The 18,719-nt window shown below is 64.8% G+C and carries 17 protein-coding genes; 12 read left to right on the forward strand and 5 right to left on the reverse strand.

Annotated features, from left to right (window positions below; translation table 11 throughout):
* Window positions 1–66: 66 nt before the first annotated feature.
* The 5 genes from BGK68_RS05795 to BGK68_RS05815 all read left to right on the forward strand — a co-directional run bounded on the left by BGK68_RS05795 (window position 67) and on the right by BGK68_RS05815 (window position 6,458).
* Window positions 67–1,302, forward strand: coding sequence for an SfnB family sulfur acquisition oxidoreductase (locus BGK68_RS05795; RefSeq protein ID WP_075256285.1), 1,236 nt, complete (start codon window positions 67–69; stop codon window positions 1,300–1,302).
* A gap of 42 nt (window positions 1,303–1,344) precedes the next feature.
* Complete coding sequence (locus BGK68_RS05800; protein ID WP_075256286.1) at window positions 1,345–2,610, forward strand: SfnB family sulfur acquisition oxidoreductase; 1,266 nt, start codon at window positions 1,345–1,347, stop codon at window positions 2,608–2,610.
* A 15-nt stretch (window positions 2,611–2,625) separates the two neighbouring features.
* A complete protein-coding gene (locus BGK68_RS05805; protein WP_075256287.1) occupies window positions 2,626–4,005 on the forward strand; it encodes an LLM class flavin-dependent oxidoreductase in 1,380 nt (459 codons plus the stop codon).
* A 141-nt stretch (window positions 4,006–4,146) separates the two neighbouring features.
* A complete protein-coding gene (locus BGK68_RS05810) occupies window positions 4,147–5,079 on the forward strand; it encodes a DMT family transporter (RefSeq protein WP_075256288.1) in 933 nt (310 codons plus the stop codon).
* A 32-nt stretch (window positions 5,080–5,111) separates the two neighbouring features.
* A complete protein-coding gene (locus BGK68_RS05815) occupies window positions 5,112–6,458 on the forward strand; it encodes a DUF2863 family protein (protein ID WP_075256289.1) in 1,347 nt (448 codons plus the stop codon).
* Between the two features lie 22 nt (window positions 6,459–6,480).
* On the opposite strand, the gene BGK68_RS05820 is transcribed toward BGK68_RS05815, so the two are convergent.
* Window positions 6,481–6,807, reverse strand: coding sequence for a hypothetical protein (locus BGK68_RS05820; RefSeq protein ID WP_075256290.1), 327 nt, complete (start codon window positions 6,805–6,807; stop codon window positions 6,481–6,483).
* A 167-nt stretch (window positions 6,808–6,974) separates the two neighbouring features.
* Complete coding sequence (locus BGK68_RS05825) at window positions 6,975–7,439, reverse strand: hypothetical protein (RefSeq protein WP_075256291.1); 465 nt, start codon at window positions 7,437–7,439, stop codon at window positions 6,975–6,977.
* 214 nt (window positions 7,440–7,653) lie between these two features.
* Between BGK68_RS05825 and BGK68_RS05830 the strand changes: the two genes are divergently transcribed.
* Window positions 7,654–8,229, forward strand: coding sequence for a cell division protein FtsI (locus tag BGK68_RS05830; protein WP_075256292.1), 576 nt, complete (start codon window positions 7,654–7,656; stop codon window positions 8,227–8,229).
* A gap of 121 nt (window positions 8,230–8,350) precedes the next feature.
* Here the strand turns inward: BGK68_RS05830 and BGK68_RS05835 are convergent, their stop codons facing one another.
* On the reverse strand, window positions 8,351–9,016 hold the full coding sequence (locus BGK68_RS05835; RefSeq protein ID WP_075256293.1) for a flagellar basal body L-ring protein FlgH: 666 nt from the start codon (window positions 9,014–9,016) through the stop codon (window positions 8,351–8,353).
* A gap of 305 nt (window positions 9,017–9,321) precedes the next feature.
* Here BGK68_RS05835 and folE point away from each other — a divergent pair, with 305 nt between their 5' ends.
* Window positions 9,322–10,065 carry a GTP cyclohydrolase I gene (gene folE, locus BGK68_RS05840; RefSeq protein WP_075259694.1) on the forward strand — a complete coding sequence of 248 codons (744 nt, stop codon included), beginning with the start codon at window positions 9,322–9,324 and terminating at the stop codon, window positions 10,063–10,065.
* A gap of 2 nt (window positions 10,066–10,067) precedes the next feature.
* Window positions 10,068–10,493 carry a BLUF domain-containing protein gene (locus BGK68_RS05845; RefSeq protein WP_075256294.1) on the forward strand — a complete coding sequence of 142 codons (426 nt, stop codon included), beginning with the start codon at window positions 10,068–10,070 and terminating at the stop codon, window positions 10,491–10,493.
* 146 nt (window positions 10,494–10,639) lie between these two features.
* Here BGK68_RS05845 and BGK68_RS05850 read toward each other — a convergent pair whose 3' ends face one another.
* Complete coding sequence (locus BGK68_RS05850) at window positions 10,640–11,851, reverse strand: HD-GYP domain-containing protein (protein ID WP_075256295.1); 1,212 nt, start codon at window positions 11,849–11,851, stop codon at window positions 10,640–10,642.
* Window positions 11,852–12,178: 327 nt separating this feature from the next.
* Window positions 12,179–13,606, reverse strand: a complete 1,428-nt coding sequence (locus BGK68_RS05855; protein ID WP_075256296.1) for an MFS transporter — start codon at window positions 13,604–13,606, stop codon at window positions 12,179–12,181.
* A 209-nt stretch (window positions 13,607–13,815) separates the two neighbouring features.
* On the opposite strand from BGK68_RS05855, the gene BGK68_RS05860 reads away from it, so the two are divergent.
* From BGK68_RS05860 to BGK68_RS05875, 4 genes are all read left to right on the forward strand, one after another.
* Window positions 13,816–15,060 (forward strand): M20/M25/M40 family metallo-hydrolase, encoded by a 1,245-nt coding sequence (locus BGK68_RS05860; RefSeq protein WP_075256297.1) that lies wholly within the window; start codon window positions 13,816–13,818, stop codon window positions 15,058–15,060.
* A gap of 160 nt (window positions 15,061–15,220) precedes the next feature.
* Window positions 15,221–16,699 carry a HAMP domain-containing sensor histidine kinase gene (locus tag BGK68_RS05865; protein WP_075256298.1) on the forward strand — a complete coding sequence of 493 codons (1,479 nt, stop codon included), beginning with the start codon at window positions 15,221–15,223 and terminating at the stop codon, window positions 16,697–16,699.
* Window positions 16,689–17,189 carry a hypothetical protein gene (locus BGK68_RS05870; protein WP_075256299.1) on the forward strand — a complete coding sequence of 167 codons (501 nt, stop codon included), beginning with the start codon at window positions 16,689–16,691 and terminating at the stop codon, window positions 17,187–17,189. The genes BGK68_RS05865 and BGK68_RS05870 overlap by 11 nt, the downstream gene beginning before the upstream one ends.
* A 52-nt stretch (window positions 17,190–17,241) precedes the next feature.
* The gene (locus tag BGK68_RS05875; protein ID WP_075256300.1) at window positions 17,242–18,603 is read left to right on the forward strand and encodes a sigma 54-interacting transcriptional regulator; all 1,362 of its coding nucleotides are present in this window, start codon (window positions 17,242–17,244) and stop codon (window positions 18,601–18,603) included.
* The last annotated feature ends 116 nt before the right edge of the window (window positions 18,604–18,719 follow it).

The following is an 18,719-nucleotide window of genomic DNA, read 5'->3' on the forward strand; positions in this document are numbered from 1 at the left end:
TTTGCTCTAATGAGACCCCTCGCGTGCGCCGATGAGCGCCGCCCGCACTATCCATCAGGAGTGGTCATGTCCGCGCACATCCCCGAATCCACCCGCCGTGCCGGCCAGCGCCCGGCCCAGCGCATCAGCAGCGAGTCGCACGCCTTGCAGGTGGCCGCAGAACTGGCGGCCGAGTTCGCCCCGAGCGCAGCCCAGCGCGACCGCGAACGCATTCTTCCCTTCGAGCAGATCGAACGCTTTTCGCAAAGCGGGCTGTGGGCCATCACCGTGCCGCGCTCCCATGGCGGTATCGGCGCGTCGTGGCAGACGGTGGCCGAGGTGATTCGCCTGATCTCCGCCGCGGATCCTTCCATCGGCCAGATCCCGCAGAACCACTTCGGCAACCTCAACCTGATCGCCAGGCTGGCCAGCCCCGAGCAACAGCGCCTGTTCTTCGCCGAAGTGCTGGACGGCGCGCGCCTGGGCAATGCCGGCCCCGAGCGCAACGGCAAGAACGTGCTCGACGTGCGCACCCGCGCTACGCTCGACCGTGCGGCAGGCGATGGCAGCTACCTGCTCAATGGCACGCGCTTCTATTCCACTGGCGCGCTCTATGCGCACTGGATCCCCAGCCGCGCCCTCGATGACGACGGCCAGCCGCTGGTGGTCTACACCCGCCGTGATGCGCCGGGTGTGCGCGTGATCGACGACTGGTCCAGCTTTGGCCAGCGCACCACGGCCAGCGGCACGGTGGTGTTCGACAACGTGCGCGTGCCGGCTGCCCAGGTGCTGCCGTTGAAGGACGTGCTGCAACAGCCCAACAACATCGGCCCGGTATCGCAGCTGATCCAGGCCGCCATCGATGCCGGCATCGCGCATGCCGCCGTGCAGGACACCATCGCCTTCGTCACTACCCGCTCGCGTCCCTACGTGGACAGCGGCCTGGAACGCGCCAGCGATGATCCCTACATCCTGCGCGACATCGGCAACCTGAGCCTGCGCCTGCACGCCGCCGACGCCTTGCTGGAGGACGCCGCCGCGCTGCTCGACAGCCTGCCGGCGCAGCTGAGCTTCGAGCAGATGGCGCAAGCCTCGGTGGCGGTGGCCGAAGCCAAGGTGCTCTCTACCGAGCTGGCCTTGCTGGCGTCGGAAAAGCTGTTCGAACTCTCCGGTTCGGCCGCCACCCTGGCCAGCCACAACCTCGATCGCCATTGGCGCAATGCGCGTGTCCACACCCTGCATGACCCGGTGCGCTGGAAGTATTTCGCCGTCGGCAATTACGCCCTCAATGGCACACCGCCGCCGCGCCACTCCTGGAGCTGAGTCCAGGTCCGTGCTTTCCCTCATCGTCGAACGCCCATCATCATGACCCAGACTGCCGCCGCCCACGCTTCCATCACCACGCTGGATTCATTCCCGCCGCCGCCCTCGGGCACGCCGCCGCGCCTGGTAGCGCGTATCCGCGATGACGCCGAAGCCATCGCTGCGGCCCGCAAGCTGGCCGAGGATTTCAGCCGCGAAGCCGCATTGCGCGACCGCGAACGCAAGCTCCCCTGGGACGAGCTGGAACGCTACGTGCGCTCGGGCCTGTGGGGCATCACGGTGCCCAAGGAATATGGCGGAGCCGGGGTGAGCTACGGCACCCTGGCCGAAGTCATCGCCACCATCTCGGCCGCGGACGGTTCCATCGGCCAGATTCCGCAAAACCATTTCTATGCGGTGGAACTGATCCGCGTCAACGGCAGCGAGTCGCAGAAGCGCTTCTTCTTCGAACGTGTGCTGCAGGGCGACCGCTTCGGCAACGCCCTGGCCGAACTCGGCACCAAGACCTCGCACGACCGCAAGACCCGGCTCACCCGCGATGAACATGGTCCTGGTTATCGCATCCATGGCCGCAAGTTCTACGCCACCGGCGCGCTCTACGCCGACTGGGTGCCGACCTCGGTGATCGACGACGACGGCGTGCAGCAATTGGCGATCGTGCCGCGCCATGCACCGGGCCTGACCATCGTCGACGACTGGTCCGGCTTCGGCCAGCGCACCACCGGCAGCGGCAGCGCCGTGTTCGAGAACGTGCATGTGCCCGCCGATGCGGTGATCGGGTTTGCCACGGCATTCTCGCGGCCCACGCAGATCGGACCGATGGCGCAGATCCAGCACGCCGCCATCGACCTCGGTATTGCGCGTGCCGCCTATGCAGACCTGCTGACGTTCGTGCGCACCCGCTCGCGTGCCTGGGTGGACAGCGGCGTGGAACGCGCCGTCGACGACCCGCTGACCATTCGCGAAGTGGGCGACCTGACCATCCAGCTGCACGCCGCCGAAGCACTGCTGCGCCGGGCGGGCCGCAAGGTCGATGCTGCCGCCGCCGCAGCGGACGAAGACAGTGTCGCCGCCGCCTCCATCGCCGTGGCCGAGGCGCGTGTGCTGACCACCGAAGTGTCGTTGGCCGCCGGCAGCAAATTGTTCGAACTGGCCGGTTCGCAATCGACCCTGGCCGAACACAATCTGGACCGCCACTGGCGCAATGCCCGCACGCATACGCTGCATGATCCGGTGCGCTGGAAATACCACGCCATCGGCAACTACGTGCTCAACGGCAAGAAGCCGCCGCGCCACGGCGCCATCTGAGTCTGAGGAGCGCGCATGGCCAAGAAGGAAATCCGTCTCAACGCATTCAACATGAATTGCGTCAGCCACATCAACCACGGCCTGTGGACGCATCCGCGCGACCGCTCGCAGGACTATACCGATATCGCCTACTGGACCGACCTGGCGCGTCTGCTGGAGCGCGGCAAGTTCGATGGATTGTTCCTGGCCGATATCGTGGGCGTCTACGATGTCTACCAGGGCAATACCGATCTGACCCTGCGCGAGACCATCCAGCTGCCCGTCAATGATCCGCTGATGCTGGTCCCGGCCATGGCCGCCGTGACCGAGCACCTGGGCTTCGGGGTGACCGCCAACCTGACCTACGAAGCGCCGTTCCTGTTTGCGCGCCGCATGTCCACGCTGGACCACCTCAGCAAAGGTCGCGTGGGCTGGAACATCGTCACCGGCTATCTCGACAGCGCCGCCCGCGCCATGGGGTTGCATGAACAGCTGGAACACGACCAGCGCTATGACCGCGCCGATGAATTCATGGAAGTGGTCTACAAGCTTTGGGAGGGCAGTTGGGAGGACGGCGCCGTAGTACGCGACCGTGCGCGCCGTGTCTATGCCGATCCGGCCAAGGTGCACAAGATCGCGCATCACGGCGACTACTACCACGTCGAGGGCATCCATCTCAGTGAACCGTCGCGCCAGCGCACGCCGGTGCTGTACCAGGCTGGCTCGTCTGGACGCGGGCAAGCCTTTGGCGCGCGCCATGCAGAGTGCGTGTTCATCTCCAGTCAGAGCAAGGACGCTACCCGCAAGCTGGTGCAGAGCATCCGCGACGGCGCGGTGCGCGAGGGACGTGATCCGCATGCGATCAAGATCTTCATGGGCATCACTGTGGTGACGGGGCGTACCGAACAGCAAGCCCAGGAGCGTTACCGCGAATATGCCCGCTACGCCAGTCCCGAAGCCGGCCTGGCGCATTATTCGGCGGGCACCGGCATCGACTTTTCGCGGTACGAACTGGACGAACCGATCCGGCCCGCCAAGACCAACGCCATCGAATCGCTAACCAAGGTGGTCACGCAACCGGAGCTGAACTGGACCAAGCGCAAGCTCTTGCAGCAACTCGAACTGGGCGGCCGCTACGCCAGCATCGTCGGCGCGCCTGACCGGGTGGCCGACGAGCTGGAGAGCTGGGTGGCCGACACCGGCATCGACGGCTACAACCTGACCCGCACGGTCACGCCAGAGAGTTTCGAGGACTTCGTCGGGCTGGTCATTCCGGTGTTGCAGGAGCGCGGTTCCTACAAGCACGAATATGCGCAGGGCACGCTGCGCGAGAAGCTCTTCCAGCGCGGCGCGACCTTGCCGCAGGAGCATGTGGGGGCGGGCTTTCGGGCCGGTGCGGCAGTCGAGCACGCCTGACATCGGCAGGAAAACGCGTTCGGATGATGTGTCTGGGGCAAGCGCTCGGGGTTCAGATGCTTCGAGCAGGTAAAATGCTGGCTCCATTCACTGGCCAGCGTCCCTCGTGCCGCCGGTCTCGACACGACATCCGAACCGAACATGAGCTACACCCCCAGCCGCCCCATGGGCTACGGCTGCCTGATCCTGAGCATGTCCCTGGTCGGCGCTTACGTAGCGTTGACCAAGCCGCTGGCGGCGATGCTGCCGGTGTTCCTGCTGGCCTGGCTGCGCTTTGGCATCGGCGCCGTGGCCATGCTGCGCTGGCTGAAGAAACCGGCATCTGAACAGCCGCTCTCCACGCAATCGCGCTGGCTGGTCTTCCTCGAATCCTTCCTCGGCAATTTCCTCTTTACGCTGAGCATGATTACAGGCGTGTCGATGACCAATGCGGTCTCGGCAGGGGTGATCATGTCGGCCATCCCTGCTGTGGTGGCGGTGATGAGCTGGATCTTCCTGAAGGAAAAGATCAGCCTGCGCGTCTGGGGCGCGGTGGCCTGCGGGGCGATTGGCATCGGCTTGCTGTCGCTGGCCAAGGAGAGCCATGGCGCTTCAGCGGCCAGCGGTGGCCAGTATGTCTGGCTGGGCAATGGGCTGGTCTTCTGCGCCGTCCTGTGCGAGGCCGCCTATGCCGTCATCGGCAAGAAGCTCACCGCTGTGCTGACACCCAAGCGCATCAGTGCGGTCATCAACCTGTGGGGTCTGCTGCTGATGACGCCCATGGGTCTGTACACTGCTTTGCATTTCGATTTCGGCGCGGTGCCGGCCAATATGTGGTTGCTGCTGCTGTTCTACGGGCTGGCCGCCAGCGTCTGGACGGTCTGGTTGTGGATGACCGGACTGAAGGTGGTGCCGGCGGCCCGCGCGGGCGTCTTCACCGTCATGCTGCCGGTCTCGGCGGCGCTGGTGGGCGTGCTGGTGCTGGGCGAAAGCCTCTCGGCACTGCAGGCCGGCGCCTTCGCCATCGCACTGGCCGGCATGCTGCTGGCCACCTTGCCCGGCCGCGCCGCCGCTGACAAATTACCGCTGAACTGAGTACCGCTGAACTGAGCGAGGACATCACCATCATGAACGAACCCAAGCGCCCCTCCGGCAATCCGAACAAAGCGCCTAAGCCCAACAAGACCGGCAAGCCCAACGCCCCCAAGCCCGCCGCCGCACCTCGTGCGCAAGTGCAGGGTCCGGTGCGCGACAAGCCCAAGACCCATGTCGCCACCGAAGCGTCGCGGCGACGTCAGCACAACGCCCATGCCGCCTCGGCGTCGATGGATGAGGATGAGCTGCGGGTGCAGCAGATGGTCGCGCTGGCCACCGCCGTGGCCGCCAGCGCCGTGGATCGCCAGGGCCGCCGCGTCGGTCAGGATGAACTGGAACGCATGGTGCGCCACGCGCTGCGCCAGCGCGACGACGACACGCTCTATGAAGCGCTGGAACAATTACGCTATGACGACGCGCGTGGGCACAGCTTCCTGCGCGAGGTGGTGGAGGAGAGCGCCGACATCGTCGTCCTGCGCCGCGGCGAGAAGGAAATGGAGATCAATGCCTTCCTCATTCCCATGCTGGTGCGCACACGCGGCGGCCTGCGCGAGGAGCAGGCCCTGGCCGATGGCGAGGCCTTCGACGCCCTGCGCGAGAGCCTGCAGCAGGCCGGTCTGGAAAGCCCGAAGGCGCGCGTGGTGCTGGTGCATCACCTCTATCATCCCGAGGAGATCAATGCCCTGAGCTTCAGCGAGGTCGAGGCCATGAACCGCGACGCCTTCGCCTCGCTGACCGACAAGAAGGTCATGAGCGTGCCGGCCATCGAACGCAGCATGCGCGGCTGGCCCGCCGCTACCTTCAGCGCCGACGACGAGGCGCTGGAGTTGCGCTTCCTGCTGGGCTTTGCGCTCAAGGATCTGGATGATCCCTTCTATGTCGTGCCCGCCGATGAAGCCGCTGCCGACGCCTACTTCGAGCAGCGCGCCGAGCGCTTCCGCCAGTGGAGCCAGCAGATCACGCCCTTGATGCAGCAATGCCTGACTGGCCAGTCAGGTGAGGGGGCGCAATGCCAGTTGCACTTCCTCTACCAGGACCTGTTGCACGGCGCCAAGCGTACGGGTAATGCCGAGTACCGTACCCTGCAGATGCTCTCCGAGCTGGAGCAGGGCCTGGCCGCCGCGGGCGTCGAACCGGCCCAGGCCACGGCAGTGGTCGCGCTCGAGGAAGAGGACGACGAGAGGCGCCTGCTGGTGGTGTTACGCGGCACGACCGGCGTACTGGCCCGCAGCGAGCTGAGGCTCGACGACGATGGCCAGGATGCGCTGTGGGAAGCCGCCGATGCGCTGGCCTCGCTGGGCGTGGCCGGGGTGCGGCTGGCCGATGGTTTCGATGCGTCCGGCCAAGCCCTGCGCGAGCGTGATTTCCCCGCGCACTGAGCGCGCTTGCCGTACCTGCTTTCTAGTCCAGCAGCGCTTGCAGGCTGGTGCCTTCGGGCTGGCAGCGGAAATACAGTTCCACCTGCATCGGCCGCCAGCCGCGTACCAGCTGGCGCAGGTCGGCCTTCATCTTCTGCTTGCCGCAGAAGTCGTAGGCCTTTTCCTTGGCGGCGGCAGTGAGCGCCGGAATGGACATGGTGTAGCTGACCCCGGTGGCGGCGACCATGAACATGTCCTGTTCACCGACCTGGATGTCGCTGGTGCTGGCGCAACCCGCCAGTGCAGCCATGGCCAGGCAGGCCGTGAGCGCGCCTACGCGCAGGTGCGCGAAGTTTTCCGATGTATGCATGAGATCCCCCTCCCTCTACCCGTGATGCCGCTGCGCTCATGACAGTGTTGCCTTGTGGCATGACAGCGGCAAGCAAAGCGTAACTGCTGGTCTGTGAGGCGAGGAGTGTGCTTACCCGGTTTTACGCCAATGCCGTGGCTGTAAAAAGGGTCTTCACCTGTGTGCCCTCAGTGATCGAACAGCGCATCCACATCGGCGCCATTGCTGAAGGTGCTCACCGCCCAGCCGGTGGGGGCCTTGTAGAAGATGAACATCCAGGGGATGGCCTGGCGCTCGGTCTTCTCGATATAGGTCAGCTTCAGGAGGGATTGGCCGACTTTCTCGGAACGGATGAATTCATAGCCCACCGAATTGCCCACCAGCGCTTCGATGGCCATGCGTGAACTGCGGGCCTGGGTGCGGGCATTTTCCAGGGCGCGGATGTCCACCAGCGAATAGGGCGACAGCAGACCATAGGCATCGTCGGTGCGACCGGCGCCAGCTTCGGCCATGACCTTGTCGGCCAGGGCGCGCACTTCGGTCTCGGTCTTGAGGGTGTCGGCCTGCGCGCTGTGCAGCACGCCGCCCAGGGCCAGTGCCGCGAGCAAGGGGGCGAGGAAGCGGGAGCAGGGACGGGGATGATGGCGTGACATGGTGGTCTCCTTGAGGGAACGGGGGATGCGTCTATTGTGCCAGCAGCGCCATCGCCCGCCCAGTATTGCTGACGTATTCAGTTACGCTGTAAAGAGTTCTGCGCGTGAGCGTAAATGAAGGTAAAACGGCACGGGCGCGTGATTGCGCGCCGCTATGATGGGCAGCCTGTGATCCGTGACTCGACAAGACGGGTCCTGCTCGGGGGAGAGCATCATGCGCACCATCATCACTGCAGCCTTGCTGGCGACGTCGCTGTCCGGCTGCATCGTCACGTCGGGAAACGCCCTGATGGACGCGGTCGGCCTGGTCGGTTCGGCGGCTTCGGGCGTAAAGGCGATGACGCCCAATACCACACAGAATCCCATCGTCCTGAACAAGGATCCGATCCGCGATGTCTGCATCGAATGGAATGGCTCGGTAGCCCTGAGCGATTTCGTGCCGGGGCTGCAGGGCGAGCTGCTCAGGCATGGCGTGCAGAGCCGCGTCTATGACGCGGGCACGCAGGCGCTGGCCTGCCCGGTGACCTTGTCCTATGTGGGCTACGTCAAGTGGGACACCAAGGCCTTCACCGAAGCCTACACACCCTATCTCACCTACGCCGCCTTGACCTTGCGCCGCGATGGCCGCGTGCTCGGAATGGCGCAGTATCGCTTGGGCTCATTCGGCCAGGACAAGTGGGCTTCACCCGGGGACAAGCTGGCCCCGCTCATCGATGCGCTCTTCCCGGGCAATCCCATCGTGGCGGACAATCTGCCCGACAACCAGCGCAATGGCTTCAGCGGCTACTAGCGGATGCAGAGGCTGAGGCCAGTGTCATTGGCCGCCCCGGCAGAAGGCGATGGAAGACGATGAGGAATGAAAAAACGGCAAGCGCGCTTGCCGTTTTTTTTCGTCCGCTTCCCGATCCGGCTTACCAGATCGTCAGCAGGCGGCGGAAGAAGTTGCCATCGGTGCTGGCGTCGGCGATGGAGCCGCCGCCGACCTGTTCCAGACGCGCGTCGGCCACGTTGGAGGAGGCCACGATGCCGCCCCGGATATCCCGTGTACGCACTACACCCGAGAAGCGCAGCGTGTTGATGTTGCCGTTGACGCCGATGCGTTTTTCGCCGGCCACCACCAGATTGCGGTTGGGCAGGACCTCGACGATGGAGACCATCAGCGTGCCGCTCATGGTGTTGGTATTGCTGCTGTCGCCCGATCCCTTGAAGGTGTTGTTGCCCGAGGCCGAGTAGTCGGCGTCGTACAGCTGCGTGAACAGGCCGCCCAGCGGTGCTCCCGAACCCGGCCCCTTTTGCTTGAGCGAGCTGTCGCGGCTGTTGTTGGTGGAAGCCTTGTTGCTGCTGCTGATGGATTCGGAAATATCGATCTTGATGATGTCGCCCACGTTATAGGTGGTCGGTTCTTCGAACAACTGGGCGCTGGAGACGCGGAAGATGGCGCCATTGTTTTCCACGTTGGCGACCTGGTAGGCGGGCCGTACGCTGGTCGGTCCATTGACCATCGGTGCTGGACTGTTGCAGGCTGAGAGCAAGGCGGCCAGCGTGCAGGCGCCGGCAAGACGAGTTTGGATGTGCATGGCAATTTCCCCCTGTGGCGGCCCGGCTGGATGCCTGGCGCGACGCGACGCCGCTGGCGGTGCCTCGCGCGCGGTTGCGTGTGCATGGATGATGGGTGGGAAGCATGTAAGCAGCGGTTAGCCGCATGTAAAGAGCGGAAAACAAACATCAATGGCAGTTAAGTGAGCGCATCCGGAAGCAGGCGCAATGACCCCGGGTTGACGCGGGTTGACTCCTGCTGCTGCCGATACACCGCGTCGTTTCCGGGCATAATGGCGCTCATTCCCTAACTCGGCGGTCGCCTTTGGCGCGGCCGCATTCCATCATGGCAACAGAAAAAAAACCGGCCCAGGCCATCCAGGATGTGGCTGCACCCAGCGTGCATGAGCAACTGGTGTCGGCCCGCATCCGCCAGCGCATCAAGGCCGCCGGCGTGCGCTTCCACGCCAATGACAACATCTCCGCCTTCATCAAGGATGGCGAGCTGGCAGAGCTGCAGGCCGAAGTGCAGGGCAAGCTGGCCGCGGTGCTGGAGAGCCTGGTCATCGATGTGGAGAGTGACCACAACACCCAGGACACCGCCAAGCGCGTGGCCAAGATGTATCTCAATGAAGTCTTCAAGGGCCGCTATCAGGCCGCTCCGCCGGTCACCGAGTTTCCCAACATCGAGCGCCTCAACGAGCTGATGATCGTCGGCCCCATTACCGTGCGCAGCGCCTGTTCGCACCACCTGTGCCCGATCATGGGCAAGGTCTGGGTGGGGGTGATGCCCAACGAGCATTCCAACCTGATCGGCCTGTCCAAGTATGCACGCCTGCTGGAGTGGGTGATGAGCCGCCCGCAGATCCAGGAAGAAGCGGTCTCGCAGGCCGCCGACCTGCTGATGCAGAAGCTGCAGCCGGACGGCCTGGCCATCGTCATGGAAGCCGATCACTTCTGCATGCACTGGCGCGGCGTCAAGGACATGGATTCGAAGATGATCAACAGCGTCATGCGCGGCTCTTTCCTGCGCGACGCCAACCTGCGCCGTGAATTCCTGGCTTTGATCACCCAACGTCAACGAGGTTAATCATGCTGGTTCGCCTGATCTATGCAAGCCGCGCTTGCGCCACCATCTCCCATGAGACCATCGACGGCATCCTCGCCAGCGCGCGCCAGCGCAATCCGCAGCAGGGCATCACCGGGGTGCTGTGCTACAGCGATACGATCTTCGTGCAGGTGCTCGAAGGCGGGCGTGACCAGGTCAATCGCCTCTATGGCCGCCTGCTGCGCGATGAGCGCCACCAGGACGTGATCCTGCTGGCCTATGAGTCCATCGATGAGCGCCAGTATTCGTCCTGGACCATGGGCAAGATCCGGCTGGACAAGATCAACCGCTCGCTGCTGCTGAAGTATTCGGTCTCCGGCGAACTCAATCCCTACGATGTGTCGTCCTGTTCCACCGTGGCCCTGCTCAATGAACTGGCCTCCACGGCAGCGTTCGCGCAGCGTGACTGAGCGTAATTTCTGGTGACGTTGCGGTGCGGTCGTGATCCCGCGCGCCGTCCACCATGTACCATGCAGAACGGCGCCTTGCGGCGCCGTTTTTTCGTTGGTCTTCCCTTGGCTTTGTCGTTCTGTTGCTTTGTCGCGGTGTCAGCGTGTCACAGCAATTCGATGCTGGGCAGGTTGCGAATGCCCCACTTGGCCGGATCGGCATAGGCCGTGATCTTGTCGGTGCTGTGGGAGAGATCAATGATCTCGCTCTTGAGCGGCATGCGGTTGGCGGTGGAGTAGAACACCTTCACGCGCGGTGTGAGCAGGTGGTCCGGACGCTGGTCCACCACCACGCCCAGCCGTCCCGATTGCAGCATCACGCAGGAGCCGGAGGGATAGATGCCGATGGCCTTGACGAAGGCTTCCATCGTACTCGGGTCGAAATGGCCGGCGCTGGAGGCCATGTGGCGGATCGACCGGGCCGGGTCCCAGCCGGCCTTGTAGGGGCGGTTGGAGGTGATGGCGTCATAGACGTCGCAGACCGCGCCCATCTTGGCCATGATCGAAATGCTGTCGGCCTTGAGGTTGAAGGGATAGCCGCTGCCGTCGATCTTTTCGTGATGATGCAGCGACACATCCAGGGGTACCTCGCCGATGCCCTCGATCTGCTGCAGGATGCCGTGCCCTTGCACGGTGTGCAGACGCACCGAGGCGAATTCTTCCTCGGTCAGCTTGGCGGGTTTGTTGAGGATGTCCAGCGGCACGGCCATCTTGCCCACATCGTGCAGCAGTCCGGCCATGCCGGCCTGCTTGGTCTGCTGCGGCGTCATGCCCAGCTGGTTGGCCAGCGAGATCATCATGGCGCAGACCGCCACCGAATGCAGGTAGGTGTAATCGTCAGTGGTCTTCAGGCGCGCCAGGCTGATGAGGGCATCGGCATTGCGCGAGACCGAGGCCGTGATCTCGGTGACCAGTTCGGCTGCATCCTTGACGTCGATGGCCTTGCCCATGCGCGCTTCCGAGAACATGTGCAGGACGGTGGACTTGGAGGACGAGATGATGCGCTGCGCGCGTTCGCGTTCGATGGCGGTATCGGTGCGGCTGGCGGGTTTGGGGGTGGCAGGATCGGCCGGCGGCGCGGCGGGAGCGTCCGCGTCCTGGTCCGCGTCGTCTTCCTTCACGTCTTCGCGAGTGACGTCGCGTCCCTTGGCGGTGTCGATGGTGACGGTGTCGATAGGGCAGTCGCGCAGGGTTTGCAGGTCTTCCAGCGTCTCGACCTTGAAGGACTTGCGCCAGAACGGATGACTGATCCATCCACCGGGGATGGAATGGATGTACATGCCCAGTCTGAGCTGGTCCAGGGCGATGGATTTCAACATATCGACTTCAGGCTTGACCCGTGGCTGGTTGCCGTACTGGGAGCGTTTGGATTTCTTTTGATGAAATGGACGCCGTTAATTGTTGGATGCTGCATCAGACCATCCAGCTTGCATGGATGAGTTGTCTGTTTTTTATCGTATCAGAATGCGTTTTCCTTTAGCTTGATTGATGGTCCACTTTTGAGACTATATTTCGTGTTTTTCTCTTAACTGTTGACGCGCAGAAAGTTAATGACGGCGAGCATTGGCAGCTTGCACAAGCGTGCGCTAACGCAGCCACCGCCTGAGAATCCGTCGAGTGGCGCTGTTGCGGAGGAACGCGAAAAATTATTTTTTTGGCGGCGGCGCGTAGGGGTTGCGCGTGAGCAGGCGCAGGAAGCTGGCGATGCAGGCTGCACCGGCGAATGCCGCACCGAATCCCAGGGCCAGGCGCGAGCCCTGGGTCTGCGACAGGTTGAAGCACAGCGCCACCAGCGCGGCACCCACACTCTGGCCCAGCAGGCGCGCGGTGGCCACGATGCCGGATGCACCGCCGCTGCGATGAGGTGGCGCGCTGGTCATCAGCGCCTTGAGGTTGGGCGACTGGAAGAAGCCGAAGCCCATGCCACAGAGCAGCATGCGCCAACTGATTTCCCATACGCTGGGGCTGGCAGGCATGAAGGTCATCGACAACAGGCCCGCGCACAGCAAGGCCAGCCCGACGCCACCCAGCATGCCCACCGGGTAGCGGTCTGACATGCGACCCGCAATGGGGGCCATGATGGCCACGGCCACTGGCCAGGGCGTCATCAGCAGGCCGATCTCGACCTGGCTGCGGCCCAGGTCATGATGGAAGAAGAAGGGCAGGGAGACAAAGGCCAGGCCCTGCGCGGCGAAGGAGCACACCGCCGTGACCGCCGAGAGCGAGAACATGGGATGGCGGAACAGGTCCACTGGCAGCATGGGGGCAGGATGCGACAGTTCGCGCTTGAGCAGGAACAGCCCGCACAGGATGGCCGCCGCCAGTTCCAGTCCGACCACGCTGGCCTGGGCCTGGTGGGCGCCTTCGCCGATGGCCAGGATCAGCAGCCCGAAGGCCGCCGCATTGAGCAGCGCACTGCGCAGGTCGAAGGCGTGCCGGGCCAGGCTGGTATGGGGCAAGGACGGCACGGCCAGCACCACCGCCAGTACACCCAGCGGGACATTGACCGCGAACAGCCATGGCCAGGGCGCAATGGCCAGGATGCCCGAGGCCACCGAGGGGCCGACGGTGAAGGCGATGGCCACGATGAGGGTATTGAGCCCGACCCCGCGTCCCAGCGAGCGGGTCGGGTAGATGAAGCGGATCAGCGCCGTGTTCACGCTCATGATGCCCGCGCCCCCCAGTCCCTGCAGGAAGCGCGCCATCACCAGCGTGGGCAGCGACCACGCCACCGCGCACAGCAGCGAGGCGGCGGTAAAGAGCACCAGTCCCCAGATATAGATGCGGCGATAGCCGATGATCTCGCCCAGCGCCGCCAGGGGCAGCAGGGCCACCATCATGGCCAGCTGGTAGGCGGTGACGATCCATACCGAGGCCGCCGGCGTAGTCTGCAGGTCCAGCGCCATGGCGGGCAGGGCGGTGTTGGCGATGGCGGTGTCGAGCGTGGCCAGGCCCACGGCGATACCCAGCGCCAGGATGGCGCGGCCGCGTTGTTCCGGCGGCAGGCCTTCGCCGGCGATGACAAGGTGAGGGCTGGGAGCGGCGGTGCCGGGGGCGGTAGGCTGCGAGGACATGGTGGTTCTTCTGGATTTTTGATGGGGGCGCAGCAAGGCGCACGGGCGCGCGGGCCGGCAAGGTCTGCCGTCACGCACAGGGCGTCACAGCCGCTCAATGATAGCGGGGAACGCCGGCGCATGCTGGCTGCGGTCACCTGGCGTGCCGGCTGCGCTATGATGCTGCTTTGCGCCGGCGTGGCCGGCCTGTTGATGATGGAGTCGTGAGCATGTCCAAAGAGCAGTTGTCGCAGCGCCTGTGCGCCTGGATCGATCAGCATTTCGACGAAGAGGTCGGGGTGTTGCAGCAGCTGATCCGCATCCCCACCGATACCCCGCCGGGCAACAACGCCCCGCACGCCGATGCGGTGGCCGAGCTGGTCGCAGGCTGGGGCTGGGCGGCGGAAAAGCATGTGGTGCCCGCCCAGCAGGTGGCCGACTATGGCATGCAGAGCATCACCAACCTGATCGTGCGTCGTCCCTATGGCGATGGCGGTCCGACCGTGGCGCTCAATGCGCATGGCGACGTGGTGCCGCCGGGCGAAGGCTGGACCCATGACCCCTATGGCGGCGAGATCGCCGATGGCCGCATCTATGGCCGCGCAGCGGCCGTCTCCAAGAGCGACTTCGCCAGCTACCTGTTCGCCACCCGCGCACTGGAAGCGGTGGGCGCATCGCTGCACGGCGGCGTCGAGCTGCATTTCACCTATGACGAGGAATTCGGCGGCCTGCTCGGTCCCGGCTGGCTGCTGGAGCAGAAGCTGACCCGCCCCGACTACGTGCTGGCGGCCGGCTTCAGCTACAACGTCGTGACCGCCCACAATGCCTGCCTGCAGTTCGAGGTCACCGTGCATGGTCGCGCCACCCATGGCTCCATGCCCGAGACCGGCCACGATGCGCTGCAGGCGGCCACGGCCATCCTCAACGCCATCTACGGCGCGCTGCCGGGTCTCAAGGAGATTCGCTCGGCCATTCCCGGCATCACCCATCCGACCATGATCGTGGGCCGCATCGATGGCGGCACCAATACCAATGTGGTGCCGGGCAAGGTGGTGCTGAAGATGGATCGCCGCATGATTCCCGAGGAAGACCCGACCGAGGTCGAGGCCGGCGTGCGCAAGCTGATCGAGGATGCGGTGGCGGGCCTGCCGGGCATCCGCGTGGAGATCCGCCGCCTGCTGCTGGCGCGCGCGCTGCGCCCGCTGCCGGGGCACGAGAAGCTGGTCGAGAGTCTCTTGCGCAATGCCCGCGAGGTCATGGGCGAGACCCTCACCACCAACGGCTCGGCGCTCTATACCGACGCCCGATTGTATGGCGAGCAGGGCATTCCGGCGGTGCTCTTCGGCGCCGGCCCGCGCACCTTGATGGAATCCAATGCCAAGCAGGCCGACGAGAACCTGGCCCTGGACGACCTGCGCAAGGCCACCAAGGTGGTGGCGCTCATGCTGCTGGACTTCCTCGGCCCGCAAGGCTGAGCTGCTGCGGCAGGGCCGATGTCCTGCAAGGCGGCAACTTGATTACAATGTGTGCCCGCAAGACGGTGTCCGATGTTTCCCGTCGGCATCTTGCGGGCCGGACTGCCGACCCTGGCAGTCCGGATAGAGAAGCAAGTCTTGAGGGACCGAGATCAATCGCATGTTGAACGCCATCGAGCATCATCCTACGCCGCACGCCGCGCCGGCACGCCCGTCGGGCTATCTTGGCCTGTCTTTCCGGCAGCTGCTGCTGGCGGCCTTTCTGTTGATTGCCGCCTTGCTCAGCGGCACGTCCATCCACGCCCTGTTCACGCTGGACCGGATGTCGGCCAACAGCCGCGAGACCGCGCGCCAGGCGGTGCAGTTGACCGAAGCCGCGCAACGGCTGGCCGAACGCACCGTGGCCATGGAGCGCAGCGCGCGCCAGTACCTGGTGCTGGACGACGCGGCCTTCCATGACCGTTTCAATGAAGCCCGTGACCAGGCCCGGCAGGCGCTGGGAGAACTGGCCGATTCGCTGCCCAAGGCCCCGCGCGAGCTGTTCGGGCAATGGAGCGTGTACGTGGATGAAGCCGCCGGCGTACTCGACGCCGACAGCCGCAAGGACAAGGGCGAGCAGGCCAGGCTGTTCCAGGATTTTGCCCGCCTGCCGGCCCTGAACGAACGCATCGCCCTGGAAAGCCGGCGCGAGGTCGACCGCCGCAACAACGCCTTGTCGGCCGCGCTGGAACAGCAACGCCAGATGCTGACCGCCCAGGTGGTTGGCGCCATCGTGCTGGCGGTCTTGCTGGCGTTCTGCTTCGGACTCTGGCTGTCGCGCCCGATGGCGCGGCTGGAGCAGGCCATCGGGCGCCTGGGCGACAATCGTTTCGACCAGCCCATCGATGTGCGCGGCCCGGCCGACATCCGCCGCCTGGGCCAGCAGCTGGACTGGCTGCGCCAGCGCCTGGCCGACCTGGAGGCGGAAAAGTCCCGCTTCCTGCGCCATGTTTCCCATGAACTGAAGACCCCGCTGGCGGCACTGTGCGAAGGCGCGGCCCTGCTCGACGATGGCGTGGCCGGCCAGTTGACCGACAGCCAGCGCGAGATCGCCCGCATCCTGCGCCAGAATACCCAGTCCCTGCAGACCCAGATCGAAGACCTGCTGCGCTACAACGAAGTCTCCTTCGACGCCCAGCGCATCCATCCGGTGCCGGTAGACCTGCGCGCCTTGCTGCACAAGGTGATCGACGACCAGCGGCTGCAATGGCTGGCGCGTGAGCTGAAGGTAGAGATCGAGGGGGGGGCTCGTACCGTGGTGGTCGATCCGGAGAAGATGGCGATCGTCCTGGCCAATCTGTTGTCCAACGCCGTGCGCTTCAGCCCCCAGGGCGGCTTCATCCGCTTCCTGCTCTCGGAGGCGCCGGGCCTGGTGCGGGTGGAGTGCGTGGATCAGGGGCCGGGCGTGGCGCCCACTGACGCGGCGCGTATCTTCGAACCCTTCTACCAAGGATTGAACCAGCCCACCGCCGCGCGGCGCGGTAATGGTATTGGTCTGTCGGTCGTGCGCGAGTACGTGCAGGCGCATAGCGGCAAGGTGTATCTGGTGCCCCGCGAGGGCGGGGCGCATTTCCGAATCGAGTTGCCTGATGAAAAATAAGATCCTGATCCTGGCCTCGTGCCTTTTCCTGTCGGCTTGCGCTGTGCAGCCTGATGCACCGACTTCCACCGTCAAGCTCATCCACGCCTCGAGCAACATCGACGAGTTGCTGGCCTATCACGCCCAGTTGCGCAAGATGACGTCGGCCGAGCTGGGCCGTGAACTGCAGCGCATCAACACCTATCCTGCCGGTCCGGCCAATCTGGTCAGGCGCGCCATGGCCCTGGCGCTGACCCGTGACGGCATCGATCTGGCCAAGGCCGAAGCCCAGCTATGGAACGTCATGGCCGATAACAGCGTCGAAGCGGAGAAGCTCAAGCCTCTGGTGCAATTGCTGGTCGGACAATACGCCGATCTGCGCCGCCTGGCCGACAGTGCCGAGAAGTCCTCGGTGCAGGCCAAGGAAGCGCAGCGCAAGGTCGACCAGTTGAACGACAAGCTGGAGGCGCTCAAGAACATAGAACGGACCCTGCCGGCCGGCGGCAAGTAAGACCATTCGCCATCGCCGTCGGGGCCGTTCCTTTCATGGAACTGGAGTCCCGATGGGAAAGACTGCCCCCCTGATGCTGGTCGATGATGATCCCGACCTGCTTCGCCTGTTGACGCTGCGCCTCAATGCCAGCGGCTACCGCATCCTGGCCGTGGAGAGCGCCGAGGCCGCGCTGGCTCAGCTGGCCATCTCGCTGCCGGCCCTGGTGATCACCGATGTGCGCTTGCCCGGCATGGATGGGCTGGCCCTGTTCGCCGAGATCCGCAGCCGCTATCCGGCCTTGCCCGTGATCCTTCTTACCGCGCATGGCACCATCCCTGATGCAGTGGACGCCACCACCCAGGGCGCCTTCGCCTACCTGACCAAGCCCTTCGACGCTCATGTGCTGCTCGACAAGGTCGCCCAGGCGCTGAGTCTGACGGCGCCAGCGCCGCTGTCGCCGGACCAGTCGTGGCGGGCCGACATCCTCAGCCGCAGCCAGCGGGTGGCCGAACTGCTGGCCGAGGCCCGGCTGGTGGCGGCCTCCGACGCCAGCATCCTGATCCGGGGCGACAGCGGCACTGGCAAGGAGCTGCTGGCGCGCGCCATCCATCGCACCAGCCCACGCGCCGAGCAGCCTTTCATCGCCGTCAATTGCGGCGCCATCCCGGAGCAGTTGCTGGAGTCCGAGCTGTTCGGCCACGTCAAGGGGGCGTTCACCGGCGCGGTCGAGCATCGCGAGGGACTGTTCCAGGCCGCCCATGGCGGCACCCTGTTCCTCGACGAGATCGGCGACATGCCCTTGCCCCTGCAGGTCAAGCTCTTGCGGGTATTGCAGGAAAAGACGGTGCGCCAGGTCGGTGCCAACCAAGCCGGCGAGGTCGATGTGCGCATCATCTCGGCCACCCATCGCGATCTGGAAGCGGCCATGCGCGAAGGACAGTTCCGCGAGGATCTCTATTACCGCCTCAATGTGGTGACGCTGCACCTGCCGGCGTTGGAAGAACGGCGTGAGGATATCGCGCTGCTGGCCAATCACTTCCTCAAGACCATTGCGGCCAAGTATCCCAAGCGCCTCACCGGGTTTGCCCCCGACGCGCTGGAGATATTGAGTCTGGCGCACTGGCCGGGCAATGTGCGCCAGCTTTATAACGTGGTCGAGCAGGTCTGCGCCTTGTCCACCGCGCCCTTGATCCCGGCCTCGCTGGTGCAGCGCGCCCTGCGCACGCCGACCCTCGATCTGTTGCGTTACGCCGAGGCCAAGCAGAAGTTCGAGCGGGACTACCTGATCCGCTTGCTCAAGTTGACCGACGGCAACGTGTCTGACGCCGCCCGGCTGGCTGATCGCAACCGTACCGAGTTCTATCGCCTGTTGCAGAAGAATGGACTGGATCCCCGGCGTTTCCGTGGTGGGGAAGAGGCTGTCGTCGCTTGACGACAAGAAGAAGGGCTTTGAAATCAGGGACTTAATCTCTTCAACGGGGGGAAATTGTCCTCCCTCGGCGACAGAAAAGCGGTTTGGAGCGGGTCATTCAGAGGCCCATTTTCTTT

Source organism: Herbaspirillum camelliae, from assembly GCF_001929405.1.
Taxonomy (GTDB): domain Bacteria; phylum Pseudomonadota; class Gammaproteobacteria; order Burkholderiales; family Burkholderiaceae_D; genus Herbaspirillum; species Herbaspirillum seropedicae.